We start from the raw sequence: 24,822 nt of genomic DNA, 5'->3' as shown, positions 1-24,822 counted from the left end.
CTGCTGGAATGCGGTTTCGGCGGATAAGGGGACAACGAGAAGGAGGCTTGGCTGTGGCGTTTCCGAGGCACCGGCCCCGTCGCCTGCGCTCCACCCCGGCGATACGTCGTCTGGTGGCCCAGACGACCCTGGAGTCGCAGCACCTGGTGCTGCCGATGTTCGTCGCCGACGGTCTGTCGGAACCGCGCCCCATCGGTTCGATGCCCGGCGTGGTGCAGCACACCCGCGATTCGCTGCGGCAGGCGGCCGCCGACGCGGTGGCCGCGGGCGTGGGCGGGCTGATGTTGTTCGGCGTGCCCCGCGACGAGGACAAGGATCCGACGGGCGCGGTGGGTATCGATCCGGACGGCATCCTCAACGTGGCGCTGCGGGATCTGGCCAAGGACCTCGGCGACGCCACCGTGCTGATGGCCGACACCTGCCTCGACGAGTTCACCGACCACGGACACTGCGGGGTATTGGACCGGGCCGGCAGAGTTGACAACGACGCCACGAATGCCCGCTACGTGGAACTCGCTGTGGCACAAGCGGAATCGGGTGCGCACGTGGTCGGGCCCAGCGGCATGATGGACGGTCAGGTGGCCGCCATTCGCGACGGGCTGGACGCCGCCGGGCACGCCGACGTCGCGATCCTGGCCTACGCCGCCAAGTTTGCCTCGGCGTTCTACGGCCCGTTCCGCGAAGCGGTCTCCTCCAGCCTCGTCGGCGATCGTCGTACCTACCAACAGGATCCGGGCAACATCCGCGAGGCCGTGCACGAGATCGAACTCGACATCGACGAGGGCGCCGACATGGTGATGGTCAAGCCCGCGATGAGCTACCTCGACGTGGTGCGCGCCGCGGCCGACATCTCACCGGTACCCGTTGCGGCATACCAGATCTCAGGTGAGTACTCGATGATCTGCGCGGCCGCCGCCAACGGCTGGATCGACCTGCGCTCGGCGGCGCTGGAGTCACTGACCGGGATCCGGCGGGCCGGCGCCGACATTGTGCTGACCTACTGGGCGGCCGATGTGGCCGGTTGGCTGGCGTGACGGACCCGAGCGGCGAACCACACCCGGACCCGGCCGAACGTCCCGACGACGTCGACACCGGATTCTGGCTGTGGACGGCGGCGCTGGTACTGATGGTGCTCGGCTATCTGATCGACCTGTTCACCGGCACCGGCACCGGCACCGGCACCGGCGTGCAGCGCTCGGTGACCGTGGTGTTCTCGGCGATGTTCGTCGTGGTGCTGACCTCGATCGTGGTGGCCTTCCTCCTGCTCATGCGGCAGGGCTACCGATGGGCCCGCACCTTGCTGACCAGCGGCGGACTCGTATCGATGCTGCATGCGATCAGCAGTCTGCTGACCGGTGAACGTGAGGATGCGGCCGCGGTGGGTTACGCCGTCACCGCCATCGTCGGCTCGGTCCTGATCGCCGGCGGGGTGTACCTGCTGCACCGCAAGGACGCCAACGGTTTCTTCACCCGGTGATTCGCTACGCTTCCCGGCAATGCCTTCATCACCCGCGTCGCAAGAGCCACGTCCGGCGCCGAGTCGACCACTCGTGGCAACTGTCGGCTTCGGCTTCTGGCTGGTGGCCGCGGTGCTGCTGGTCGTCGGTGGAATGTTTGCGGCCTCGGTGAGCTTGCCCGGCGCGGACCCGCTCCTGCTCCGTGGTGGCGGGGTGCTCACCGCGCTCGCCGGGTTCGGCATGGCGTATCTGGCCGGCCGCAGCCGCACCGGTGACCCGCGGTTCCGGCGGGCCGCGATCGCGTTGTCGCTGGCCACCATGGTCATCGTGGCGTTGACCGCCCGGCTCGGTGTGGTCCACATTCTCACGGTGCTCGGTGTGCTCCTGCTGATCGTGGGAACGGGTCTGAGTGCGCTGCCGCAGCGGAGGGAAGACGAAGGTGAGTGAGCAGGTGAACAAGGTCACCCCCGAGGTGCTGTTCTACGAGAACGGGGCCAGCTGGGGCTGGCTGCTGTTGGGCCCGTTCGCCGGGGTCGGGATGGCGATCCTGCAGAAGACCGGCGGATACGGCCACGACCTGTGGATCCCGCTGGTGTTCCTGCTGCTGGTGTCGGGGTTCGTCGCCATCCAGATCAAGGCCGCCCGCATCCACACGTCCGTCGAGTTGACCGCCCACACCCTGCGTCAGGGGGCCGAGACGTTGCAGGTCGACGAGATCGTGGCGATCTATCCCGAGGCGTCGGGTTCAGAAGTGCCCAAGTGGCAGTCCGCGCGTGCCCTCGGCGAGCTCACCGGGGTGCCGCGGGGCCGCACCGGCATCGGGTTGCAGCTCACCGGCAAGCGCTCGGCTCAGGCGTGGGCGCGCAAGCACCGACGGTTGCGCGAAGCATTGGAGCCGCTGGTCGCGGAGCGGACCCCGTGAAACCGCGGGCTGTGCTCGAGCTGGTGGTGGCCGTGGTGGCGGCCGTGGGCGCTGTGCTGAGTTGGCTCGCGGCCAGCACCACGATCGAGGTGGCCCCGGTGCTCGACGGCGAGCCGGCCACCACGGCGGTCGGCTATTCGGCGCCGCTGTTGGTGTTGTCCCTGGTGTTGGCGGGAACGGCCGGCGTGCTGGTGGTGCTGGCTATCGCCCGGTTGCGTCGCTGACCCAAGGCGCGGTTCAAGAATCGAGCCAGGCAAGCTCATCGGACAAGTGCGCGCGCCAGAATTCCTGATCGTGGCCGCCGGGGTAGAAGCCCACGGTCGGGGTCCTCGGTAGCTGGTTGGCGAACATTCTGGACGCGGCGTAAAACCTGTCCCCGGTGCCGCAGTCGATGCGCACCGGGATCGACCCCAGCGCCGGTAGCAATCTCAGCGCAGAGTTCTGCTGCCAGTCTTCGAGGCTGTCGAAGGCGTCGGGCGGCGCGCCCCAGTACGTCAGGTACAGCGCCGCGCTGATCGCACAGACCGCCGCGGTGCGCGCGGCGCCCAGTCTGGCACCCAACAACATGGCGCCGTAGCCGCCCATCGACCAGCCCATGAAGGCCACGCGTGAGGTGTCGAGGCCCTTGGTGGCCAGCATCGGGATCAGCTCGTTGAGCACCATCGCCCCGGAGTCCTCCCCGGAAGCTCGACGGCGCCAAAACGAGTTGCCGCCGTCCACACTGACCACCGCGAACGGCGGCCGGCCGGCTGCGGTCAGCTGGGCCAGTGCTTCCGGGATGCCGAGGTCCATCACGCCCGCAGCATCGTTGTCCATCCCGTGCAGGGCGATCACCGGTCGCAGTGGGCCGTGCTGGCCTGGCGGGCGGGCGATGATCCAGTTGGTTTCGACACCGCCGCGGGCCGCGGAGATGAACGACCCCGAATCGCGGGTCGGCAGCGGGGCGCCCGCGGAGGCGGGTTGGTTGGGGCCCGGAGACGCGTGGGGCGTCGGCGGATCGAGCAGGCCGCCCAATGCCATCAGTCCCGCGGCACCCGCACCGGTGACGCCCAGACGCAGCGCGTCGCGGCGGGTCAGCGAGGTCACCTGCGCATCATTCCAACGGCGGGTCTCAGCACGCGACCGGTCCGGCAACGGCACGATAACGCCGACCACCCTGTCGGTGACCCCGGTCACAGCGTCTTGGTACAAAGTGCGAAATCTGTAACACTGTGTCCATGACCGAGTTGGCCGATCACCCGCAACAGACCGACGGCTTGCCGCTGGGACCGCAATCGCTGGTCTGGAAGTACTTCGGTGACAACCGGATGTATCTGATCGGGCCGCGTCCCGCCGTCCTGCAGAACATGCTGGCCGAGCTTGGGCAGGGCGTGCTGGACCATTCGACGTTCTTCGCCGACACCGCCGAGCGACTCAAGCGCACCATCCCGCCGATCTTCCGGACGGTCTACGGGTCCGAAGCTGACAACGCCGGCCTCCAGGTGCGCGACTTCCACCACCACGTCAAGGGCGATATGCCCGGCCCCGACGGAGAAGTGGTGTCCCGCTATCACGCGCTCGATCCCGACACCTACTTCTGGGCGCACGCCACCTTCGTCGAGCAGATCTTCTACTTCGCCGACACCTTCGTGAAGCGGCTCAGCGACGCCGAGAAGGAGCAGATCTACGCCGAGTCCAAGACCTGGTACCGGCGCTACGGGGTCAGTGACCGGCCGATGCCGGCCACGTATGCCGAGTTCGAGAAGTACTGGGACCGGATGCTCAACGAGGTGGCCGTCCCGCACAAGTCGGCGCGCTACGGCGTCGGCTATGTCACCAAGGGCTTCCCGTGCCCCAAGGCCGTACACCCGGCCGTCTGGCGGATCGTCGCCCTCGTGTTCAACCCGGCCGCGGCGTTCCTGACCACCGGCGGTCTGCCGCCGCGGGCGCGTGACCTGCTGGAGCTGCCGTGGAGTGAGCGCCAGGAACGCAATTATCAGCGGTTCGCGGCATTCTGGCGCAGCCGCCCGGTGAACTGGGTGTGGGATCATCTACCGATGAGCGTGCGCTACAACAAGTTTGCCCAAAAGGGCTATGCCCGGGGCTGATTCGTCGCCCGCGACGGGGTCTGATTCGTCGCCCGCGACGGTGGCAATCCTGGACGCTGCCCTCGTCGAGTTCGAGCGTCACGGTCTGCGCCGGGTCGCGCTCGACGATGTCGCGCGCCGGGCCGGGGTCAGCCGCACCACGATCTACCGCAGGTTCGCCAACCGCGACGAGCTGGTCGCGGCGGTCATCGAGCGGGAGAACGCGGCGCTGTTCGCCGATATCGCCATCGAATTGAAAAATGCCGGACCGCAATCGAATTACTATGTCGAGGCGTTCACGCTGTCGATTCTGCGGTTCCGCCGGCACCATGTGCTCAACCAGATGATCGCCGACGAACCGGTGTTGGTGATGGAGATGCTGCACACCCACTACGGCGCGGCGATCGAGCGAATGGCAGCTGCGCTCAAGGTGATCTTCCCGGCCGGGTTCGCCGACCGGATCGGCCAACGGGCGGTCAACGACCTGGCCGACACCATCCTGCGGTACGCGGCGATGGTGCTGCTGTTGCCCAGCGTCGAACCACTCGACACCGCCGAAGACATCCGAGCCTTCGCCACCCGCCATTTCCTGCCTAGCCTGCCGGTGTCGCTTCGGACGATCTCGGCCTGATCTTCCGCGCCCGGTGGTGGGCGTTGCCTACGCTGGCGGTGTGACCTCACTGGAGCGCGTCGCCCCTGCCTTCGTCGAGATGGCCCACACGATCGTGTGGGCGTCGGTGGCCACCGTCGATGCTGACGGGCGGCCGCGCACCCGCATCCTGCACCCCATCTGGGAGTGGGACGCCACCGATCTGTTCGGTTGGGTCGCAACCGTTCCCAGCCCGGTGAAACGCGCGCATCTGGCGGTGCACCCGTACATGTCGGTCAGCTATTGGGCCACCGGCCACGACACCTGCGCCGCCGACTGTCTGGTGGAGTGGTACACCGACGACGAAACCTGCACGCAGGTGTGGGACCGGTTCGCCAACGGCCCCGCGCCGGTGGGCTATGACCCGTATGTCATCCCGCAGTGGAGCGGCGGGCCGACCTCGCCCGAGTTCGCCGCGCTGCGGCTGACCCCCTACCGGTTGCGCGTCATGCCCGGCACCGTCATGACGTCCGGTTCCGGCGAGCTGCTCAGCTGGCACCAGGGGTGAAGCGTGAATGCTACTAACAAGTAGCCGCAACTATTCATTACGCTACCGTAAGTAGCAATATTGACGAATTCCCAGTTGGTTCAGCACCATTGCCATTGCTAAATATTGCGCATTCAAGTGGACGCAAACTCGGTTCGGACAATACTGAAACACGTTACATATCGGCGGGTAACGTCCCTCGTCGTCGGCTGCGGACGGTGCGCCGAGTCACCGCCTGCGAATGTCGACCAGGATGAAAGGGATCGCATGCACGCAGCTGTTCGGCCCTATCTCAGTGCCGGTATAGCCCTCGTCGGAGCCGGCGTCATCGCCACCGCTCCGGTCCAACCACCTCTGCAAATCCATTCGGATGCAGTGCAACTCGCTGCCGCAGTGGAAAACCCAGCCCAGGTGTTCGCCCCGGTGTTCGAGTTCGCCGAGAATCTCGCCACCGGCATCATCACCGAGGAGCTCAGTGACCCGGCCCCGGTCCTCACCCAGTTCCTCGCCAACCAGATCGAATCGGCCGTGGTGGCGGGCGGCATCGTGGTGGACGGTGTCACGACCCTGGGCGCCACGGCCGCCGGGCTGCCCGACGGGATCGCCGCGGCAGTAGCGGCAATCGCCGAGGGGAACCCGGGGCAGGCGCCCATCGAGATCATGAATGCGGTGCTGACACCGGCCATTCAATTCCTGCAACGGTCGATCCCGCAGGCCGAGTGGCTCCTGCAGCGTCCCCTGGCCGTAGCGCAGGCGTTGGTTCCGGTGGTGCTGGAAAGCGCGTTCTCACTGCCCATCTACCTGGGCATAAGCTATGTGAAGCCGCTGATCGACACGGCCGCCGCGGCGGTGGGTGACGTCCTGGCCGCGGTGGTGACCGGCGATGCCGGCAACGCGATCAACGCTGTGCAACATGGCGTGAAGGATGTCGCCATGCGCACGCTCGATCTGACGGGCGCCACGGTGGCGGTGATCAGCAGCACCCGGCAGGCAGTCAAGACCGCACTCCAGACCCAGCCGGTGGCACCGCATTCGGAGCAGGAGCAGGAGCAGGAGCAGGAGCAGGGCGTGGCGGCCCGCATCCAGGCCGATGTCGCTACGGGTTCGCGAACCACCATCAGCACGGCGGTGACGCCCAAGTCTGTCCGGCCGAGCCTGCGTTCGATCTTCGGTGACGGCAACAAAGTTCGGCCGGGCCGGGCCCTGATGAGGTCTGGTGGCAACGATAGAGCCATGGCGCAGGCACCGGCCGCGGTGGCAGTGAAATCCGCTGTGACGAGGGCGAAGTCGAGCCCCGGCCGGCTCGCGAAGGTCTCCGCTGCGCCGAGTGGATCGTCTGGGGCCGCGGCCTCTTCGGGTGACAGTCAGGAGTAGACGTGCGTCGGGTGCGGCCCAGTGGCCGCACCCGGACCGCATGCCAGGCTGATCGCCGCAGGCTATACCGGACGGTGCCGCACAGTCGGTGCGCTGTGGTGGCCACGATGAAGCCCGGGCGCCAGCATCGGCACCCGCTTCCGGTAGTCGCGGTACTGATCGCCCAGGTTGGCCACCAGATCGTGCTCCTCCAGTTGGATCGCGGCCAGGATGTAGGCGGTGCTGCCGGCCGCGAACAGCAGGTGGCCCGCGGTCATCGTCGGGATCGCCCAGAACGCCACGATGAAACCGGTCATCAGCGGGTGCCGGACCACCCGGTAGAGCATCACCGTGCGGAATCCCGGCTCGTCATACGGCCGGTCCCGCCAGTTCAGCCACACCTGCCGCAGGCCGAACAGGTCGAGGTGGCTGATCATGAACGTCGAGGCAAATGCGGTGGCCCAGCCCAGCCAGAACAGTGTCCACAGAATTGCCTGCCCCACAGGAGATTCCACGTTCCACACGATCGTTGGCATGGTGCGCCACTGCCAGTACAACAGGAACAGCACCAGGCTGGACAGCAGCACGTAGGTGCTGCGCTCGATGGCCTGCGGGACGATCCGGGTCCACCAGCGTTTGAACGCCGGCCGGGCCATCACGCTGTGCTGGCCGGCGAAGACCAACAGCAACAGCAGGTTGACGATCACCGCCTCGGCAGGGGGTGCGGCGATGCCGGAGTCGACGGTGCGTGGCACGGCGAAATCGCCGACGAAGCCGATTGCGTAGAGGAAGGCCGCGACGAACACCAGATAGCTCGCGGTCCCGTAGCCGAGGACGAGTAGGCGCTTCATGGTGACCTCCTGCCACCGGCTGATGATCTCCCACGGTAGTCCTGGAAACCCCAGGTGAACATAGATCTGGAGACCGTGAATCCGGTGGATCTGCCAGAGCAAATCGCGATCAGCGCGGTCTCCCTTGCAGAACTTGCCGCTGGCCCCCTTCACACCCGGCCGGGCCAACCAATGCGGCAGCCGCATGGCACCATCATTCGCCGTTGGGATGCGCTTTCCAGTGGGAATATGAGCGCATGGTCGGGATTGGGGACGTGGTGCAGGAACCTGATGTCAGCGCGTTGCCGTTGGCGCCGAAGAACCCCTTGTCGCTGTGGCGGCTGGCGCGCTCGGTGCGCGATCTGGACGCCGGCCAGGACGTGCTGCGGGCCGCCGGCGGCACGGTCACCCGGGTGCAGTTCGGTCCGCGCTGGTTGGCGCCCCCACTCGTGGCGGTGTTCGACCCGGCGGCCATTCGCGATGTGCTGGGCCGCAACGACGCGTTCGCCGAACGCTGCATCGTCCACGACGAGGTCCGCCATGCCGCCGGCGACAGCCTGTTCGTGCTGCCCAATGAGCCGTGGCGGCCCCGCAAACGGGCGCTGCAACCGGTGTTCACCAAGCACGGGGTGCGTGACTTCGGTGGGCACATGTCGCGAGCCGCTCAGGACACCGTGGACGGCTGGGCCGACGGCGGCGAGGTCGGTCTCGACGCCGACGGCCGGCGGCTGACCATGCAGTCGCTGGGACACTCGGTGCTGGGCATCGATCTCAACGAGCATGCCGAGAGCATCGCCGAACACATGCACGTCGCCTCCTCCTACACCGCCGACCGGGCATTACGGCCGGTGCGGGCGCCGCGCTGGCTGCCCACCCCGGCCCGGCGCCGGGCTCGGCGCGCAGTGGCGGCGATGCTGGCGTTCACCCACGAGATCCTGCAGGGCTGCCGCGACGATCCGGACCGGGACGCCCCGCTGGTGCGGGCGCTGATGGCGGCGGTCGACCCGGAGACCGGGCACCGACTGTCCGACGACGACATCTGCAACGACCTGCTGATCTTCCTGCTGGCCGGCCACGACACCACCGCCACCGCGCTGACCTACGCGTTGTGGGCACTCGGCCACCATCCGGAGATCCAGCAGCGCGTCGCCGCCGAGGCCGCCGCGATCGGGGACCGTGAGCTGACCCCGCAGGACGTGCCGCAACTCGGCTACACCAATCAGGTGCTCAACGAGGCGTTGCGGATGTGCCCGCCGGCGGCCGGGGTGGGCCGGTTGCTGGTGCGCGACATCGCCGTCGGCGGCTACCGGGTGCAGGCCGGCAGCTTGGTGGCGGTGGGTATCGCCGCGCTGCACCGCGACCCGCAGCTGTGGCCGGATCCGCAGGTGTTCGACCCGGACCGGTTCGCTCCGGAGCGGATCAAGCAGCGGGATCGCTGGGAGTTCCTGCCGTTCGCGGGCGGTTCCCGGTCCTGTATCGGCGAACATTTCGCGCGGTTGGAGACGACGCTGGCGCTGGCCACGATCGTGCGGTCGGTCGAGCTCACCTCGCTCGAGGACCATTTTGCCGTCGAGGTGCCGTTCACCACCATCGCCAAGGGGCCGATCCGGGCCCGGGTGCAACCGCGCCGGCCCGCCCACCACAGCGGGGCCGACGCGGACTGACGGGTTTCAGATCCGCCGAAGCAACACCGCCTGCTCGACCGGCACCCGCTCGAAGACCCGCCGCACCCTGCCTTTCACGTGCTCGGCCGCCTCGGCCTTCGTCACCATCCGTGGATCGGCGAGGCGAATCGTCTTGCCGTGCCGGCGCATCTGAGCGCCGCCCGCGGCGGTGATGTTCTTGAGCCAGTCCCGGTTGGGGCCGTAGGTGAGCAGGATCGCGACGCCGTCATCGGTGCTGAACACCGACAGGGGAGTCCGATAGTGGGCGCCTGACTTGCGGCCGACGTGTTCGAGGATGCCGTAGAGCGGCGCCCACCCCGCCCACAGCTTCTGGATGGGATTGGTGACGTACCGGTTGAGTTTGGCCAGCCATTGCGGGAGTTGCATGGCACCATCATTCGCCGTCGGGTCGCGTTGCGCAGTGAGAACATGCCGGTTTCAGCGTTCCACCGTTGCCAGCACGGTGTTGTTGGCGTCGACGATGTTGAGCTTGCGCAGCTTTGGCATCGGTATCGACGTCGCGCCATGTACCACTCCCGCCCCGGTCGGCATCGCCGCCCAGGTGGCGGCCGGCTGCATCTGCCCGCTGTCGTCCATCGTCCGCAGCGTGAATACACCGTCGGGGGGCAGCTCTTTCAGGTCGAGCACGATGGCCGTCCCCCACGGCTTGGGGGTCAGGGTCACCGACCCCGAGGCGCCGGTGGCGGCCATCGAATGCATCGCGAAGGTGCCGGTGCCCGGCGGGGGTGTGTCGCCTCGCGGGATGACAACCAGGAGCGCGACTGCGGCCAGCACCGCAGCGCACGAGCCCAGCGCCACCCGTCTGCGCAGGCGGCGGTGCGCCGCCGCACGTCGCTCGGCCAGCATGTCCGCCAGCGCGGGTGTCTGGTCGTCACCGGCTGTGGATTCGGTTTCGAGATCGGCCGGGTCGGCTTTGCTCAGAAGTGCCGGCAGCGGCGCGAAATCGGCGGCCTGAGCGCGGCACTGCGCACACTCGCGCAGATGCGCCTCGAACGAGGTGCGTTCCTCGGCGTCGAGGCCGCCGAGAATGTAGGCACCCAGAAGAACATGAGGTTCGTCGATCACAGCAGCCCCATCTCGTCGAACACACTGCGCAGCGCGCGCACTGCGTAGTAACTGCGTGATTTCACGGTCCCGACAGCAACATTGAGCCGTTCGGCTGCCTCGGCAAGGGTGAGATCGTCGAAGTACAGCGCCTTGACCACCTCGCGATGTTCGGGGGACAACCGTTGCAGCGATTCCCCGATGACGATCCGTTCCAGGGACTTGTTGACGGCATCCGGGCTCGGCGGCGTGATGGCGGTGCCGAGGTCGGTGTCGGTGTCGACAAGTACTTCGCTCCGGCGTGACCTGCGCCGCCATTGGTCGACGATGACGTTGTGGGCCACCGTGAACAGGAACGATCGGGGATTGCCCTGGGTTGCGTCGATCTGGTCGATGTTCTTCCACGCCCGCGCGAAAGTCTCCTGCACGACGTCCTCGCGCTGCTGTACGTCGACGACGTGGCCGGCGACGAATCGCCGCACCGCAGCGCCGTGATCGGTGTACAGCGCGGTCAACAGCCGGTCGTCGGCGCCGCGCGCCTGCCTTCCGGCCGACAGCCGGCGACGTCGTGGTCGGTTCGCCATACTCAGCGCTTCCCGAAAGTCATTCTGCGCAGCATGCCGTCGCGCAATGTCAACGTGTGCAACAGTACCGCCGACACGTGCGCGGCGATCAGTACGACCAGGGCATAGGCCACCACTGAGTGACAGTTGCGGAGGAGACCGAACAGGCCGGCGTCGAGCGGGGCGATCGGCGGCAGCCGCAGCGTGTCACCCAGGGCGACCGGAACCCCACTCGCCGACAGCATCGCCCAGCCCAGCAACGGTTGCATCAGCAGCAGCACGTACATGCCGAGCTCCGAGCCGATGACCGCGACGCGCTCGGCTTGTCCGACCGTGGCAGGCAGCGCGGGCCCGCGATCGGTGAGTCGGTTGATCACGCGGACGACGAACACCACGAAAACCAGTGTCCCCAGGGCTTTGTGCAGACTCAGCAGCACTCCGTAGTCCGCCAGCGAGTTGGCCAGGACGAACCCGACGAGCAGGGTGGCGAACACCAGGGTTGCGGCCACCCAATGCAGCACGCGAGTGCCGACGGCGTAGCGGGACTCCGCGCGTACCGGCGCGCTCATTGCGCCACGCTCCCGACCTCGACCTGCGGGGCGGCTCCGGTAACACCGGCACGGCGGCGAAACGAGGCCGCATACACCGCCGAACGCGCCGCCAGCAGCGGATCCTCCGACGGCTCGATTCCCTCCGGTAGCACCATCGGGTCGAAGTTGACATCGCGGGCGTTGCCTGCGGCCTCGGTGGCGATCGAGTCGAGCACCACGGTGCCGGTGTCGATGGTGCGGCGATCGGCCGGCCAGGCGATGGTCGCGTCGCGCACGTCGTCCTGCGGTTCACCGATCGTCACCAGTAACCGCCAGCGCAACGGGGTGGACCGGATGTCGCGAACAACGTTGTCGAACAGCCAATTCGGACTGACCGCGGAGGTGGGTGGTGGCATCACCGGCCGCAACGGGCTCAGCGACCATCGCACCGGTGAGCGGTTACCGACCGCATCCACAAAGTAGAAGGCGTTGAGCCCGCGGAAGGTGCTGTCGGCAAAACCGGAGGTGGGCGGTTGCTGTTTGATGGTCGCCAGGGCTGCGGCGGTTTCGGGATGGTCCGCCAGAAAGCGTGCCATGGCCGCGGGGTCCGGCTTGCCGGTACCGGGCACCGGTGTGGATGCCAGCAGCCGGTCATAGAATCCCTGCACCGAATTGTCCTGGAACACAGGCAGGTTCAACATCGCGGTGCGCCATTGTCCGGCGCCGGGATATCCGATCGCCAAGCCCAGGCCGCGCGGGGCGGCAGTGGTATCGGAAATTGCCGGATCACCGCCGGGCAGCGAGAACCGCCCGACCAGCGGTGTGCGGCCGGCCCGGAAGACTGCGGCCTTGGTGAGTTCGGCGCCCGCACCATTGCTGTCGAAGTACCCGGCGACCGCCACCCCTTTGGCGTGGTTGAGGCGATAGCCGCGGTGCACTCCGGCGACCGTGTGAAACGCGTCGACGAATGCCTGCGGGGTCAACCGTCGCTGCGATCCCAGCGGACCACGGGCGTACAGCATGGTGCCGAGGTCGGCGGCCAGGAAGCCGCCGACGGCCGCGATGCCGACGATGACGCTGCGCCGACTGACCGCACTACCGCGCCATGAGGAGGGGATGACCGATCTCGGGTCCATGGACGACCTGCCTGGGGTTGGGGTCTGGGTGTACCCGTAGGTGTACGCACGCCGGGACCCGAAGGTTCATTGCCGTGAACCGGGGCCACCACCGGGTCGGTATTCGGTGGTGCCGCGGCCGGCAAGCACGCAGACTGGAGCCATGGCTTACCTCAAACCGCCCTGGTTTGTCCGGAACGTGGTCAACCGCATCGCGATGGCCACCGGTGCCGGCCGCAGTCAGACGTTGACCGTGACCCGGCGCGGCAGCGGCCAGGCGCAGCAGATCCCCGTCGTCGTCCCGGTGATCGACGGCGTGAAATACCTGGTCTCCACCCGCGGTGAGTCGGACTGGGTACGCAATGTGCGGGCTCAGCCGCGCGTCCGGCTCGGCTCTGACGACTATGTCGCGGCCGAGGTGCCGGTGCCGCAGCGCGGGCCGGTGATCGCGGCATACCGGCCGCTGGCCGGCAAGGTGGTGGAGGGCTATTTCCGTGACCTGCCCGACGACGCCGATCACCCGGTGTTCGCGCTGACCCCGGCGTAGTGACCACGCCGGCTCCGTCATGGGTGAGCCTCGCTGTCCACGAGCTCTCTTGAACCATGCCCGGTTGCCGGCCAGGGCTGCGAGACGGGCCGGGCGCGGACCCGCTGCGGCCACCAGAACCAGCGGCCCAGCAGGGTGGCGATCGCCGGTGTCATGAACGACCGGACCACCAGGGTGTCGAACAGCAGCCCCAGTCCGATGGTGGTGCCGACCTGCCCGATGACGGTGAGATCGCTGACGGCCATCGTCATCATGGTGCAGGCGAACACCATTCCGGCCGCGGTGACGACCGAACCGCTGCCGCCCATCGTGCGGATGAGCCCGGTGTTGAGACCGGCCGCGATCTCTTCTTTGAGCCGGGCCACGACGAGCAGGTTGTAATCGGCACCGACCGCCAGCAGGATGATCACCGCCATCGGCAGCACCATCCAGTGCAACTCGATGCCCAGGATGTGCTGCCACAGCAGCACCGACAACCCGAACGAGGCGCCGAGCGAGAGCACCACGGTGCCCACGATCACCGCGGCAGCCACGATGGCCCGGGTCAAGATCAGCATGATGATGAAAATCAAGACGGCGGCCGCGATTCCGGCTATCAGCAAGTCGTAGCGGGTGCCGTCGGCCATGTCCTTGAAGGTCGCCGCCGTGCCGCCCAGATAGATCGTCGATCCCTCCAGTGGGGTGCCCTTGAGCGCCTTCAGCGCCACCTTCTTGATCGCGTCGATCTTCGCGATGCCTTCGGCCGACATCGGATCACCCTCGTGCGTGATGATGAACCGGGCGGCCCGGCCGTCGGGCGAGATGAACTGCTCCAGTGACTTCTCGAAGTCCTTGTTGTCCAGGGCTTCTGGGGGTAGGTAGAAGGAGTCGTCGTTCTTGGACGCGTCGAACGCGTCACCCATGGCGGTGGAGTTGTCCGCCATGATGCGCATCTGTGCCTGCATACCGCTCTGGGTCTGCTGCATGGTGAGCATCATGGCCTTCATCGACTTCATGGTGTCGATCATCGACGGCATGATCGCGACCATCTGCGGCATCAGGGAATCGAGACGTTCCATCTGGGGAACCATGGCCTGGATGTCGTCGGTCATCGAGCTGATCCCGTCGAGGGTGTCGAAGATCGACCGCATCGCCCAGCAGACCGGGATGTCGTAGCAGTGCGGTTCCCAGTAGAAGTAGTTGCGCATCGGGCGGAAGAAATCGTCGAAAACCGCGATGTGGTCCCGCATTTCCTGCACACCGATGGCCATGTCCTTCATCTGCGTCACCATCTGGTGTGTGGTGTCGGCCATCTGGGTGGTGATGCCCTGCATCTTCTCCATCTGCTCGATGGTCTTCTGCATGTCGTCGGCCTGAGCCAGCATGTCGGTCATCCGTGCCGCCATGAATTCCTGGTTGAGCACCTGGGTGGTGTTCTGCTGGCTCATCACGTAGGGGATCGTCGAATGTTCCAGCGGATCGCCTTCGGGGCGGGTGATCGCCTGCACGCGGGCGATCCCGTCGGCGTAGAAGATTGCCTTGGCGACTTTCTCGAGGACCAGGAAGTCCGCCGGGTTGCGCAGGTCGCGGTTGGTTTCGATCATCAACATCTCGGGGTTGAGCCTCGCTTGGGAGAAGTGTCGGTCCGCGGCCGCGTAGCCCACGTTGGCCTCGATGTCGTCGGGCAGGTAGTTGCGGTCGTTGTAGCTGGTCTGGTAGCCGGGCAAGGTCAACAGCCCCACCATCGCGGCCGCCAGCGCCGCCACCAGGATCGGGCCGGGCCAGCGGACCACCGCCGCGCCCATCTTGCGCCAACCTCGTTGCCGCATCGCTCGTCTGGGTTCGAACAGCCCGAACCGGGTGGCGACGGTGATGATCGCGGGCCCGAACGTCATGGCGGTGGCGATCAGCACCAGCATGCCCAGCGCCAGGGGCACACCCAGAGTCTGGAAGTACGGCAGGCGGGTGAAGCTGAGGCAGAACGTCGCGCCGGCGATGGTCAGTCCGGATCCGACGATCACGTGTGCGGTGCCACCAAACATGGTGTAGTACGCCGCTTCTGGATCCTCGCCGTTCCCGCGGGCCTCCTGATACCGCCCGACCAGAAAGATCGCATAGTCGACGGCGATGGCGATTGCCAACGTGACCAACAGACTCGTCGCGAACGTAGACAGCCCGATCAGGTCGTGGAAGCCCAGGAATGCCACCACTCCGCGCACGGTCAGCAGGCTGACGAACACCATGACGAGGATCAGGATGGTGGTGATCACCGAGCGGAAGAACAACAGCACCATGACGGCGATGACGGCGAAGGTCAGTATCTCGACCAACCGCATGCTGGTGTGGCCGGCCGATTCCTGGTCGGCGGACAACGCTGACGATCCGGTGACGAACGCTTGGACACCGTTGGGCGCGGGCGCGTCGGCGACGATGTCGCGGACCGCCCGGATCGACTCGTTGGCCAGCGCCTCACCTTGGTTGCCGGCGGTATTCACCTGGATGTAAACCGATTTCCCGTCGCCGCTCTGCACACCGGGCGCGGTCAGGCTGTCACTCCACAGGTCTTGGACGTGTTCGACGTGCGCGTCGGCGCGCAGCCGCTCGATCAACGCGGTGTAGTAGCGGCGCGAGTCCTCGCCGAGTGGTTCCTGCCCCTCCAACACGATCATCACCGAGCTGTTGGACTTGTACTCGTTGAACACTTGACCGATGCGCTGCATCCCGACCACCGCCGGCGCACGGTCGGGGCTCATCGACACCGAACGCATCTCGCCCACCTTCTCCAGCTGGGGAGCCGCGACGTTGAAAAACACCGCGACAGCGATCCAGAGCAGCAGGAAGGGAACCGACAGGCGTCGGATCAACCGGGCGGTCCGGCCGAAGTGGGCGTGCTCGTGCGTCGGAGCCGGCGCGGTGTCGGTGGGTGTGGCAGGGCCATTGTGGGAATGCCGGCTCATGCGGATTTCACGATGCAGTAGGTCTGGACGTTGAAGCCGTCGACGATTCGTTCATCCCGCACCTCGTCGTCGACGAGGATTCGGCAGCCCAGGTGCGGCGCGGTGCCCTGGGCGACGACGCTGACGGACGCCGCGGGTGCGGTGGTGGACAGTTCAAGGCGCCAGGGGAGTACCGCTCCGATGACCTTCTGCGGCCTGCCCTTCAGATCCACATAGTGCACGTCGACCCGCGCGCCGGCGGGGCCGAATACCTCGTAGGTCACCTCCTTGGGATCGAACGGATCGGGGTCGTTCGCGAATTCGATCGGTGCGACCGGCGGGCCCTCAGAGGCGAACACGCCGCGTATCCGGCTGACCGTCAGGCCCGCGATCGCCAGCGCAATGACGATGAGGATGGGCAGCCATCCGCGTTTGAGCACCCACAACACGCTCGATCTCCTTGGGGGTTTGTAGAAAAATATCGATCTGATTGGCCGTATGACTTGTAAAACTTGTCCGACTACTGTCAAAAACTTAGCCGAGTGGCCAAGTGGGGACAAGCCGGGCAGCTCGCGCTCGGTCTCGCCGGGAGGCGGGTTAGAGTCGATCGACGCTTGAACTGGGGCGTGCCGGCATGAGGAGGAGCGCCACTTGGCGAAGCCGTCGACAACCCGTCGTTTCGCGCGGGACCGTGTGCTTGCTGCCGCACTGGAGCTGTTCGCCGAACACGGCGTCAGCGGTACGTCACTGCAGATGATCGCCGACCGCATCGGGGTGCGAAAAGGTGCGGTGTACTACCAATTTCAGTCCAAAGACGACATTGCACTGGCCGTCGTCCAGCCGGTGTTCGATGCCATCGAACACGTGACGCGGATCGCCGAGGTGTTGTCCACCTCGGCAGCCCGGCAGGATGTTGCCGTCAGCGGCCTGATCGAGGTTGCCCTGCAGCACCGGCCGATCTCCGCACTGTTCTACTCCGACCGGACCATTCAGAAGCTGGTCGAGACGCACGAAGAGTTTCAGCACACCCGCGATCGGTTCGCCGCACTGCTGTTGGGGCCCGAGCCGGATACCGCCGGGCGGGTGGCGATTTCGATGATCACCGCTGGGATCTATGCCAGCGCAACCGATCCGCAGTTCGCCGATGTGGAGGAGGCCGAACTGCGCCGGTTCCTGCTGGCCTGCTCCAAAAGGTGCATCGGGACTTAGAACGGTCCCGATTCTGAGCTGAATTTCACTGCCGTGCCGGGCGATTGGCACTTCGCCCGGCGCCAGGCGGTCTGAGGCCGTGACGGCCTACTTGATGAAGGCGCCGCCGTTGAGGTTGATGGTCTGCCCGGTGATCCACGAGGCCTCCGGGGAGACCAGGTAGACGGCGAGTGCACCGACATCTTCGGGTCGGCCCACGCGACCGGCCGGGATTGCCGCGGCCATCTCTGCCACTCCGGTGGTGTCCTTCAAGACCATGCCGAGGGCGATCGTATTGGCTGTCACGCCCTGGGCGGCGTTCTCGACGGCGAGGTGGCGCATGAATGCCGTTGCCCCGCCCTTGGCTGCGCCATAAGTGGACACGCCGAGGTTGAGGCCCGTCTCGCCCGCGCCGGACGACAGCGTCACGATCCGCCCCCACCCCCTGTCCGCCATACTCCCGATCGCGGCTTTGCAGCAGTTGAGAACCCCGAAGAGGTTGACCGAGATCGTGGTCTGCCAGTACTCGATCGGCATCTCCCGGAACGTGTACTGGTGTAGCTGCTCGCCCGGGCCGCCGTTGCCGGCACCGTTGATGAGGATGTCGACCGGCCCCACCTGCTCGGTGACCTTCGCGAAGGCGTCGGTCACCGCGGGTAGGTCGGTGACGTCGAAGGGTGCGGCGATGGCGCGCCTACCGGCGGCATTGATGTCGTCGACGACTCGTTGTGCCCGCTCGGGGTGGTAGTCGTTGACCGCCACGATGGCGCCCTGGCGGGCCAGGGCGTGCGAGATCCCTTCGCCGATGTTCTGCCCGGCGCCGGTCACCAAGGCGACCTTGCCGTCGAGTTCAAACATGACCTCATCCTTTCGATCCGTTGCGGCGGGGACGTCCGCCGCCGTGCTGACAACTCTACTCTAACGTAAGAGTAGGGTTGCGCGAAGTCGCGAACGCTGTGAAATGAGACGCAGGATCGATTAGCGGGTGTACTCGGCCAGGGACTCGGCGAACTCCTCGGCCAAGCCCAGGTATTTACGCAGCTGACCGATGGCTTCTTCGGTACGGGCCTGAAACCGGTGCAGGGTTTCGGTGGCGGCACTTCGTTCCGCCGCGCCGGCCCCGTCGTCCTTGAGGGTGTCCAGCGCCCCGAGGAGGTCCTTCATCTCGGCGAGGGTCAGGTTGAGCGTCTTCATCCGCCGAATGAACAGGAGCCGTTGGACGTCGGGTTCGGTGTAGAGCCGGAATCCGCCCGCGCTGCGGGCCGACGGTGTCACCAGGCCGGTTTCGTCGTAGTGACGGATGGTGCGAATCGACAGCTCGGTCCGCGCGGCAACCTGACCGATCTGCATGTTGGCCTCTGCTTTGTCGGCCACCGGCGAACACCTCCATCCCGGGACGCGCGCGTGCAACTCATCCCGCGGTTCAACTGTATCGAGCGTCACGCCGTCCGGGTCGCGTCCACTACACCCCGTAGTTGACGCATTTGCACCGGCTGGGACACTGGTGGCCATGCCTGTGGAAAAACAGACTGAGCGGTCGGCTCAGCTGTTCGCCGACGCCTGCGCCGTCATACCCGGCGGCGTCAACTCCCCGGTGCGTGCCTTCAACTCCGTCGGCGGCACCCCGCGGTTCATCACGAGTGCCAACGGTTACTGGCTCACCGATGCCGATGACAACCGCTATGTCGACCTGGTCTGTTCGTGGGGTCCGATGCTGCTTGGCCACGCCCACCCGGCGGTCGTGGAGGCCGTGCAGAAGGTGGCCGTCAACGGGCTGAGCTTCGGCGCCCCGACGCCGTCGGAGACCGAGCTGGCCGCCGAGATCATTGACCGGGTCGCCCCGGTCGAGCGGCTGCGCCTGGTCAACTCGGGTACCGAGGCCACGATGAGCGCGATCCGGTTGGCCCGCGGCTACACCGGCCGCGCCAAGATCATCAAGTTCTCCGGCTGCTATCACGGCCACAGTGACGCACTGCTGGCCGACGCCGGCTCCGGCGTCGCCACCCTGGGGCTGCCGTCCTCTCCCGGCGTCACCGGCGCCGCGGCGGCGGACACCATCGTGCTGCCGTACAACAACGTCGAGGCCGTCGAAGAGATCTTCGGCCGGTTCGGCGACGAAATCGCTTGTGTCATCACCGAAGCCAGCCCGGGCAACATGGGTACCGTGCCGCCGCTGCCCGGGTTCAACGCGGCGTTGCGCCGGATCACCGCGGCCCACGGGGCGCTGCTGATCCTCGACGAGGTGATGACGGGCTTCCGGGTGAGCCGGGCCGGCTGGTACGGGCTGGATCCTGTCGACGCCGATCTGTTCACGTTCGGCAAGGTGATGAGCGGTGGGCTGCCGGCAGCGGCCTTCGGCGGCAGTGCCGAGGTGATGGGCAGGCTGGCCCCGCTGGGGCCGGTCTACCAGGCCGGGACGCTGTCGGGTAACCCGGTGGCGATGGCGGCCGGGCTGGCCACGTTGCGCCACGCCGACGCCGCCGTCTACGCCCGGCTGGACGCCAACGCCGACCGGTTGGCCGATCTGCTCACCGGGGCTCTGACCGAGGCCGGGGTGGCGCACCGGGTGCAGCGCGCCGGCAACATGCTCAGCGTCTTCTTCACCGACACGCAGGTCGACGACTTTGCCGCGGCCAAGGCCACCGAAACCTGGCGTTTCCCACCGTTCTTCCACGCGCTGCTGGAGGCCGGCGTCTACCCGCCGTGCAGTGCCTTCGAAACCTGGTTCGTCTCAGCGGCTTTGGACGACGATGCGTTCTCCCGTATCGCCGATGCGCTGCCCGGCGCGGCCCGGGCCGCCGCGGAGGCTCGACCATGACGACCAGAACGACGGTGCACGTGATGCGCCACGGCGAAGTGCACAACCCGGAAAAGGTCCTCTACGGCCGGCTGCCGGGCTATCACCTGTCCGAGCGCGGGCAGGCCCAGGCGCGGGCCGCCGCGGACTGGCTGGCCGAGCGCGACGTCGTCTACGTGGTGGCCTCCCCGCTGGAGCGGGCGCAGGAAACCGCCGCCCCGATCGCCGAGCGCCACGAGCTGCCGATCGCCACCGACGACGAGCTCATCGAGTCGTGGAACGTCTTCGAGGGGGAGCGGGTGGCCCCCGGCGACGGTGCGCTGCGCGACCCGAGGAACTGGCCGCGGCTGCGCAACCCGGGAAAACCCTCGTGGGGTGAGCCCTACGAAGAGGTCGCCGAGCGGATGATGGCGGCCATGCACCGGGCCCGGGAGAAGGCGGCCGGGCACGAGGCGGTGTGCGTCAGCCACCAGCTTCCGGTCGAGACGCTGCGCCGGGCCATGACCGGGCGCAAGCTCGCCCACCTGCCGTTGCCGCACAGCCGGCTGTGCAATCTGTCCTCGATCACGTCGTTCACGTTCGAGGACGACAGGCTGATCCGCTGGGGTTACACGGAGCCCTGGGGCATCTGAATGAGGTCGTTGGTCACCCGGGTGAGTGTGGCGGTGCTGGCTGGACTGGTGCTGCTCACCGGATGCTCGACGGGTGACGACGCGGTGGCCCAGGGCGGCACGTTCGAGTTCGTCGCACCTGGTGGCCAGACCGACATCTTCTACGACCCGCCCGAAAATCGGGGTCGCCCAGGGGCTTTGGCCGGCCCGCTGCTGACCGACCCGGCTAAGACGATCTCACTCGACGATTTCGCCGGCCAGGTCGTGGTGATCAACGTGTGGGGCCAGTGGTGTGGGCCGTGCCGGGCCGAGATCAGCCAGCTGGAAAAGGTGTACACCGAAACCCGTGACCAGGGTGTGGCGTTTCTGGGCCTCAACGTGCGCGACAACAACCGGGAAGCCGCAGTCGATTTCGTCACCGACCGCAAGGTGACCTTCCCGTCGATCTACGACCCGGCGATGCGCACCATGATCGCCTTCGGCGGCAAGTACCCGACCACGGTGATCCCGTCGACCGTGGTGCTGGACCGTCAACACCGGGTGGCCGCGGTGTTTCTGCGTGAGCTGCTGGCCGAGGATCTCGAGTCGCTGTTGGCCCGTCTGGTCGCCGAAACCGCCGAACCCGCCGGCGCCGAATCCCAGGGGCCGGTGCGGTGACCGGATTCGCCGAGATCGCCGCCGCCGGACCGGTGCTGTTGGCGCTGGGGGTCAGTGTGCTGGCCGGGCTGGTGTCGTTCGCCTCGCCGTGCGTGGTGCCGCTGGTGCCCGGATACCTGTCCTATCTGGCCGCGGTCGTGGGCGTCGAGGAGCAGCCCGGACCAGGCGCGGTGGCCACGAAAACCGCGCGGTGGCGGGTGGCCGGGGCGGCGGCGCTGTTCGTCGCGGGCTTCACCGTGGTGTTCCTGCTCGGCGCGGTGGCCGTGCTCGGGATGACCACTACGCTGATCGCCAATCAGCTTCTGCTGCAACGCATCGGCGGCGTGGTGACGATCGTGATGGGGCTGGTGTTCGTCGGCTTCATCCCGGCGCTGCAACGCCAGGCCCGGTTCGCCCCGCGACAGTGGTCGACGATGGCCGGGGCGCCGTTGCTGGGTGCGGTGTTCGCGCTGGGCTGGACGCCGTGCCTGGGGCCGACGCTGACCGGGGTGATCGCGGTGGCCTCGGCCTCCGACGGCGCCACCGTGGTGCGCGGGGTCGTGCTCGTGTTGGCCTACTGCCTGGGGTTGGGCATCCCGTTCGTGTTGCTGGCGCTGGGTTCGGCGCGCGCGGTGGCCGGCCTGGGCTGGTTGCGTCGACACACCAGGACCATCCAGATCTTCGGTGGCGTGTTGCTGATCCTGGTCGGCGCGGCGTTGGTCACCGGGCTGTGGAACGACTTCGTGTCGTGGGTGCGCGACGCATTCGTCAGTGACGTGAGGCTGCCGATATGACCCAAGTTTCTCCGCGAGCAGACACGCAGGTACCCGAAAACCGGCGGACAGGGGTACTTTCGCGTCTGCTCGCGCCGGTGCGGAACACCTGGCGGACGCTGACGTCGATGGGCACCGCACTGGTGCTGCTGTTCCTGTTGGCGCTCGGCGCGATCCCGGGCGCTCTGCTGCCGCAACGCAGCCTCAACGAATCCAAGGTCGACGAGTACCTGGCCGAACACCCCACCCTGGGCCCCTGGCTGGACCGCGTGCAGGCCTTCGACGTGTTCTCCAGCTTCTGGTTCACCGCCATCTACGTGCTGCTGTTCATCTCGTTGGTGGGCTGTCTGACGCCCCGGATGATCGAGCATTTCCGCAGCCTGCGCGCGGTGCCGGTACCGGCGCCACGCAATCTGGGAAGGCTGCCCAAACACCACTGCGAGCAGGTGAGCGCCGACAGCGACGCACTCGCCGAGACCGTGACGCGACGCCTGAAAGGCTGGCGCACCGTCACTCGGCAGGCCGGCGAGACAACCGAGATCTCGGGCGAGAAGGGCTACCTGCGCGAGTTCGGCAACATCGTCTTCCACTTCTCGCTGCTGGGACTGCTGGCCGCGGTGGCCGTCGGCAAGCTGTTCGGCTACGAGGGCAACGTCATCGTGATCGCCGACAGTGGGCCCGGTTTCTGCACCGCGTCCCCGGCCGCGTTCGACTCGTTCCGGGCCGGCAACACCGTCGACGGCACGTCACTGGATCCGATCTGCCTGCGGGTCAACGACTTCGACGCGAACTATCTGCCCACCGGACAGGCGCTGTCGTTCGCCGCCGACATCGACTACCAGGCCGGCCACGATCTGGCCGCGAACACCTGGCAGCCCTACCGCCTCGAGGTCAACCACCCGCTGCGGGTCGGCGGCAACCGCATCTACCTGCAGGGGCACGGGTACGCGCCGACGTTCACCGTCACCTTCCCCGACGGCCAGCAGCGCAGCCAGACCATCCAGTGGCGCCCCGAGGAGCAGACCACCCTGTTGTCGTCGGGGGTGATGCGCATCGACCCGCCGGCGGGCACCTATCCCGACGCCGACGAACGCCGCAAGCACCAGATCGCGATCCAGGGCCTGTTCGCGCCCACCAAGCAACTCGACGGCACGTTGTTGTCCTCGCGCTACCCGGCGCTCGACGACCCGGCCGTGGCGGTCGACATCTACCAGGGCGACACCGGTCTGGACACCGGCCGGCCCCAGTCGCTGTTCTCCCTCGACCCGCGCCTGATCGATCAGAAGCGACTGAACAAGGTGGCCCGGGTCAACCTGGTCGAAGGCCAGGACACTCGCCTCGAGGACGGCACGGTGGTGCGGTTCGACGGCGCCATCCCGTTCGTCAACTTGCAGGTCTCCCACGACCCGGCACAGATCTGGGTGCTGGTGTTCGCGATGTCGATGATGGCCGGGTTGCTGGTGTCGTTGGTGGTGCGTCGGCGCCGGGTCTGGGTTCGGATCACGCCCGCCGCTGCGGGTACGGTAAACGTCGAGCTGGGCGGGCTGGCCCGTACCGACAACTCCGGCTGGGGCGACGAGTTCGAGAAGCTGACCGAGCGGTTGTTGCAGGGGTACGCCGTGCCGACGGCTGAAGAGAAAGCGGATCGCGGATGAATACCGAGCACATCGACATCGGACTGGCCAGGTACTCCGACTGGGCGTTCACGTCGTCGGTCGTGGTCCTGGTCGGCGCGTTGATCCTGCTCGCCGTCGAGCTGGCCTCCAGCCGTGGCCGCAAAGCCGATAGTCGTGAGCTGGTCGGGGCGACCGTCGGCGCCGACAGTGCCACTCCCGGCGTCGTCGCCGAGGAACCCAAGCGGCCGCTCGACGAGCGCTTCGGCAAGTCCGGTCTGGCGCTCACCTATGTCGGCATCGGCATGCTGTTCATCTGCATCGTGCTGCGCGGCCTGGCCACCTCGCGGGTGCCGTGGGGCAACATGTACGAGTTCATCAACCTGACCAGCTTCTGCGGCCTGGTCGCGGCCGCGGTCGTGCTGCGCAAGCCGCAGTACCGCGCGCTGTGGGTGTTCGTGCTGGTGCCGGTGCTGATCCTGCTCACGGTGTCGGGCCGCTGGCTGTACTCCAACGCCGCCCCGGTGATGCCCGCGCTGCAGTCCTACTGGTTGCCCATCCACGTGTCCGTGGTCAGCCTGGGCTCCGGGGTGTTCCTGGTGGCCGGGGTGGCCAGCATCCTGTTCCTGCTCAAGATGTCGCCGCTGGCCGACCGCGACGATGCACTCGGCCGGATCATCGCGCGTCTGCCCGACGGGCAGACCCTGGACCGGATCGCCTACCGCACCACGATCTTCGCGTTCCCGATCTTCGGGTTCGGCGTGATCTTCGGTGCCATCTGGGCCGAGGAGGCCTGGGGCCGGTATTGGGGCTGGGACCCCAAGGAGACGGTGTCGTTCATCGCCTGGGTGGTGTACGCGGCGTATCTGCACGCCCGCTCCACCGCGGGCTGGCGGGACCGCAAGGCGGCCTGGATCAACGTCGTGGGTTTCGTCGCGATGGTGTTCAACTTGTTCTTCATCAACCTGGTGACCGTCGGCCTGCACTCGTATGCGGGAGTGGGTTAGGCGCCATCGGGTTGGTTGTTGGTCCGGTCGGGGA

29 protein-coding genes are annotated in these 24,822 nt (G+C 67.2%); 18 read left to right on the top strand and 11 right to left on the bottom strand.

Going from position 1 to position 24,822, the window contains the following annotated elements:
• Positions 1–53 precede the first annotated feature (53 nt).
• The 5 genes from hemB (at position 54) to FR943_RS23030 (ending at position 2,603) form a co-directional block, all read left to right on the top strand.
• Positions 54–1,034, top strand: a complete 981-nt coding sequence (gene hemB, locus FR943_RS23050; protein ID WP_308170634.1) for a porphobilinogen synthase — start codon at positions 54–56, stop codon at positions 1,032–1,034.
• Entirely contained in the window at positions 1,031–1,477 is a 447-nt protein-coding gene (locus FR943_RS23045; protein WP_217160591.1) for a hypothetical protein, read from the top strand. Before hemB ends, FR943_RS23045 begins: the two co-directional genes overlap by 4 nt.
• Before the next feature lie 73 nt (positions 1,478–1,550).
• On the top strand, positions 1,551–1,904 hold the full coding sequence (locus FR943_RS23040; protein ID WP_372448228.1) for a hypothetical protein: 354 nt from the start codon (positions 1,551–1,553) through the stop codon (positions 1,902–1,904).
• Positions 1,897–2,379 carry a transport-regulating membrane protein Mce1N gene (mce1N, locus tag FR943_RS23035; protein WP_217160589.1) on the top strand — a complete coding sequence of 161 codons (483 nt, stop codon included), beginning with the start codon at positions 1,897–1,899 and terminating at the stop codon, positions 2,377–2,379. The genes FR943_RS23040 and mce1N overlap by 8 nt, the downstream gene beginning before the upstream one ends.
• The gene (locus FR943_RS23030) at positions 2,376–2,603 is read left to right on the top strand and encodes a hypothetical protein (protein WP_217160588.1); all 228 of its coding nucleotides are present in this window, start codon (positions 2,376–2,378) and stop codon (positions 2,601–2,603) included. Before mce1N ends, FR943_RS23030 begins: the two co-directional genes overlap by 4 nt.
• Before the next feature lie 13 nt (positions 2,604–2,616).
• On the opposite strand, the gene FR943_RS23025 is transcribed toward FR943_RS23030, so the two are convergent.
• Positions 2,617–3,465: an alpha/beta hydrolase gene (locus tag FR943_RS23025; protein WP_217160587.1), complete on the bottom strand. Its 849-nt coding sequence runs from the start codon at positions 3,463–3,465 to the stop codon at positions 2,617–2,619.
• Between the two features lie 131 nt (positions 3,466–3,596).
• Here FR943_RS23025 and FR943_RS23020 point away from each other — a divergent pair, with 131 nt between their 5' ends.
• From FR943_RS23020 to FR943_RS23005, 4 genes are all read left to right on the top strand, one after another.
• Positions 3,597–4,466, top strand: coding sequence for an oxygenase MpaB family protein (locus FR943_RS23020; protein WP_217160586.1), 870 nt, complete (start codon positions 3,597–3,599; stop codon positions 4,464–4,466).
• Complete coding sequence (locus FR943_RS23015; protein WP_217160585.1) at positions 4,453–5,076, top strand: TetR/AcrR family transcriptional regulator; 624 nt, start codon at positions 4,453–4,455, stop codon at positions 5,074–5,076. Before FR943_RS23020 ends, FR943_RS23015 begins: the two co-directional genes overlap by 14 nt.
• A gap of 79 nt (positions 5,077–5,155) precedes the next feature.
• Complete coding sequence (locus FR943_RS23010) at positions 5,156–5,602, top strand: pyridoxamine 5'-phosphate oxidase family protein (RefSeq protein ID WP_218046113.1); 447 nt, start codon at positions 5,156–5,158, stop codon at positions 5,600–5,602.
• A gap of 246 nt (positions 5,603–5,848) precedes the next feature.
• Positions 5,849–6,955, top strand: coding sequence for a hypothetical protein (locus FR943_RS23005; protein WP_217160583.1), 1,107 nt, complete (start codon positions 5,849–5,851; stop codon positions 6,953–6,955).
• A gap of 62 nt (positions 6,956–7,017) precedes the next feature.
• Here FR943_RS23005 and mddA read toward each other — a convergent pair whose 3' ends face one another.
• Positions 7,018–7,785 carry a methanethiol S-methyltransferase gene (mddA, locus tag FR943_RS23000; protein ID WP_217160582.1) on the bottom strand — a complete coding sequence of 256 codons (768 nt, stop codon included), beginning with the start codon at positions 7,783–7,785 and terminating at the stop codon, positions 7,018–7,020.
• A 236-nt stretch (positions 7,786–8,021) separates the two neighbouring features.
• Here mddA and FR943_RS22995 point away from each other — a divergent pair, with 236 nt between their 5' ends.
• Positions 8,022–9,428 (top strand): cytochrome P450, encoded by a 1,407-nt coding sequence (locus tag FR943_RS22995; RefSeq protein WP_217160581.1) that lies wholly within the window; start codon positions 8,022–8,024, stop codon positions 9,426–9,428.
• Between the two features lie 6 nt (positions 9,429–9,434).
• Here FR943_RS22995 and FR943_RS22990 read toward each other — a convergent pair whose 3' ends face one another.
• The 5 genes from FR943_RS22990 to FR943_RS22970 are packed head-to-tail and all read right to left on the bottom strand — an operon-like array spanning position 9,435 to position 12,722.
• On the bottom strand, positions 9,435–9,815 hold the full coding sequence (locus tag FR943_RS22990) for a nitroreductase family deazaflavin-dependent oxidoreductase (RefSeq protein WP_217160580.1): 381 nt from the start codon (positions 9,813–9,815) through the stop codon (positions 9,435–9,437).
• Positions 9,816–9,866: 51 nt separating this feature from the next.
• Positions 9,867–10,514 (bottom strand): zf-HC2 domain-containing protein, encoded by a 648-nt coding sequence (locus FR943_RS22985; RefSeq protein ID WP_217160579.1) that lies wholly within the window; start codon positions 10,512–10,514, stop codon positions 9,867–9,869.
• Positions 10,511–11,077 carry a sigma-70 family RNA polymerase sigma factor gene (locus FR943_RS22980; protein ID WP_217160578.1) on the bottom strand — a complete coding sequence of 189 codons (567 nt, stop codon included), beginning with the start codon at positions 11,075–11,077 and terminating at the stop codon, positions 10,511–10,513. The genes FR943_RS22985 and FR943_RS22980 overlap by 4 nt, the downstream gene beginning before the upstream one ends.
• Before the next feature lie 2 nt (positions 11,078–11,079).
• A complete protein-coding gene (locus FR943_RS22975) occupies positions 11,080–11,625 on the bottom strand; it encodes a cytochrome b (RefSeq protein ID WP_217160577.1) in 546 nt (181 codons plus the stop codon).
• Positions 11,622–12,722, bottom strand: a complete 1,101-nt coding sequence (locus tag FR943_RS22970) for a catalase family peroxidase (protein ID WP_217160576.1) — start codon at positions 12,720–12,722, stop codon at positions 11,622–11,624. Before FR943_RS22970 ends, FR943_RS22975 begins: the two co-directional genes overlap by 4 nt.
• 142 nt (positions 12,723–12,864) lie before the next feature.
• Here FR943_RS22970 and FR943_RS22965 point away from each other — a divergent pair, with 142 nt between their 5' ends.
• Positions 12,865–13,248, top strand: a complete 384-nt coding sequence (locus tag FR943_RS22965; protein ID WP_217160575.1) for a nitroreductase/quinone reductase family protein — start codon at positions 12,865–12,867, stop codon at positions 13,246–13,248.
• Positions 13,249–13,265: 17 nt separating this feature from the next.
• Here FR943_RS22965 and FR943_RS22960 read toward each other — a convergent pair whose 3' ends face one another.
• Together FR943_RS22960 and FR943_RS26530 are read right to left on the bottom strand one after the other, a co-directional pair.
• Positions 13,266–16,184 carry an MMPL/RND family transporter gene (locus tag FR943_RS22960; protein WP_217160574.1) on the bottom strand — a complete coding sequence of 973 codons (2,919 nt, stop codon included), beginning with the start codon at positions 16,182–16,184 and terminating at the stop codon, positions 13,266–13,268.
• Positions 16,181–16,612, bottom strand: a complete 432-nt coding sequence (locus FR943_RS26530) for an MmpS family transport accessory protein (RefSeq protein ID WP_217160573.1) — start codon at positions 16,610–16,612, stop codon at positions 16,181–16,183. The genes FR943_RS22960 and FR943_RS26530 overlap by 4 nt, the downstream gene beginning before the upstream one ends.
• A 202-nt stretch (positions 16,613–16,814) precedes the next feature.
• On the opposite strand from FR943_RS26530, the gene FR943_RS22950 reads away from it, so the two are divergent.
• Positions 16,815–17,372, top strand: coding sequence for a TetR/AcrR family transcriptional regulator (locus FR943_RS22950; RefSeq protein WP_217160572.1), 558 nt, complete (start codon positions 16,815–16,817; stop codon positions 17,370–17,372).
• A gap of 87 nt (positions 17,373–17,459) precedes the next feature.
• On the opposite strand, the gene FR943_RS22945 is transcribed toward FR943_RS22950, so the two are convergent.
• Both FR943_RS22945 and FR943_RS22940 read right to left on the bottom strand, forming a co-directional pair.
• Complete coding sequence (locus tag FR943_RS22945; RefSeq protein WP_217160571.1) at positions 17,460–18,209, bottom strand: SDR family NAD(P)-dependent oxidoreductase; 750 nt, start codon at positions 18,207–18,209, stop codon at positions 17,460–17,462.
• Between the two features lie 120 nt (positions 18,210–18,329).
• The gene (locus tag FR943_RS22940; RefSeq protein ID WP_217160642.1) at positions 18,330–18,701 is read right to left on the bottom strand and encodes a MerR family transcriptional regulator; all 372 of its coding nucleotides are present in this window, start codon (positions 18,699–18,701) and stop codon (positions 18,330–18,332) included.
• A 160-nt stretch (positions 18,702–18,861) separates the two neighbouring features.
• On the opposite strand from FR943_RS22940, the gene hemL reads away from it, so the two are divergent.
• From hemL to ccsB, 6 genes are read left to right on the top strand one after another with little or no spacing between them, the layout of a single operon-like run.
• Complete coding sequence (hemL, locus tag FR943_RS22935; protein ID WP_217160570.1) at positions 18,862–20,169, top strand: glutamate-1-semialdehyde 2,1-aminomutase; 1,308 nt, start codon at positions 18,862–18,864, stop codon at positions 20,167–20,169.
• The gene (locus FR943_RS22930; protein WP_217160569.1) at positions 20,166–20,780 is read left to right on the top strand and encodes a histidine phosphatase family protein; all 615 of its coding nucleotides are present in this window, start codon (positions 20,166–20,168) and stop codon (positions 20,778–20,780) included. Before hemL ends, FR943_RS22930 begins: the two co-directional genes overlap by 4 nt.
• The gene (locus tag FR943_RS22925) at positions 20,781–21,416 is read left to right on the top strand and encodes a TlpA disulfide reductase family protein (RefSeq protein WP_217160568.1); all 636 of its coding nucleotides are present in this window, start codon (positions 20,781–20,783) and stop codon (positions 21,414–21,416) included. It begins immediately after the preceding gene.
• On the top strand, positions 21,413–22,189 hold the full coding sequence (locus FR943_RS22920; RefSeq protein WP_217160567.1) for a cytochrome c biogenesis CcdA family protein: 777 nt from the start codon (positions 21,413–21,415) through the stop codon (positions 22,187–22,189). Before FR943_RS22925 ends, FR943_RS22920 begins: the two co-directional genes overlap by 4 nt.
• Positions 22,186–23,823, top strand: a complete 1,638-nt coding sequence (resB, locus tag FR943_RS22915) for a cytochrome c biogenesis protein ResB (protein ID WP_217160566.1) — start codon at positions 22,186–22,188, stop codon at positions 23,821–23,823. Before FR943_RS22920 ends, resB begins: the two co-directional genes overlap by 4 nt.
• Positions 23,820–24,788 (top strand): c-type cytochrome biogenesis protein CcsB, encoded by a 969-nt coding sequence (ccsB, locus tag FR943_RS22910; protein ID WP_217160565.1) that lies wholly within the window; start codon positions 23,820–23,822, stop codon positions 24,786–24,788. Before resB ends, ccsB begins: the two co-directional genes overlap by 4 nt.
• Positions 24,789–24,822 lie beyond the last annotated feature (34 nt).

This window comes from [Mycobacterium] fortunisiensis (genome assembly GCF_019050325.1).
Taxonomy (GTDB): Bacteria; Actinomycetota; Actinomycetes; order Mycobacteriales; family Mycobacteriaceae; genus Mycobacterium; species Mycobacterium fortunisiensis.
The sequence above is the reverse complement of the archived record's forward strand: the minus strand, read 5'-3'. Positions and strand labels throughout refer to the sequence as shown.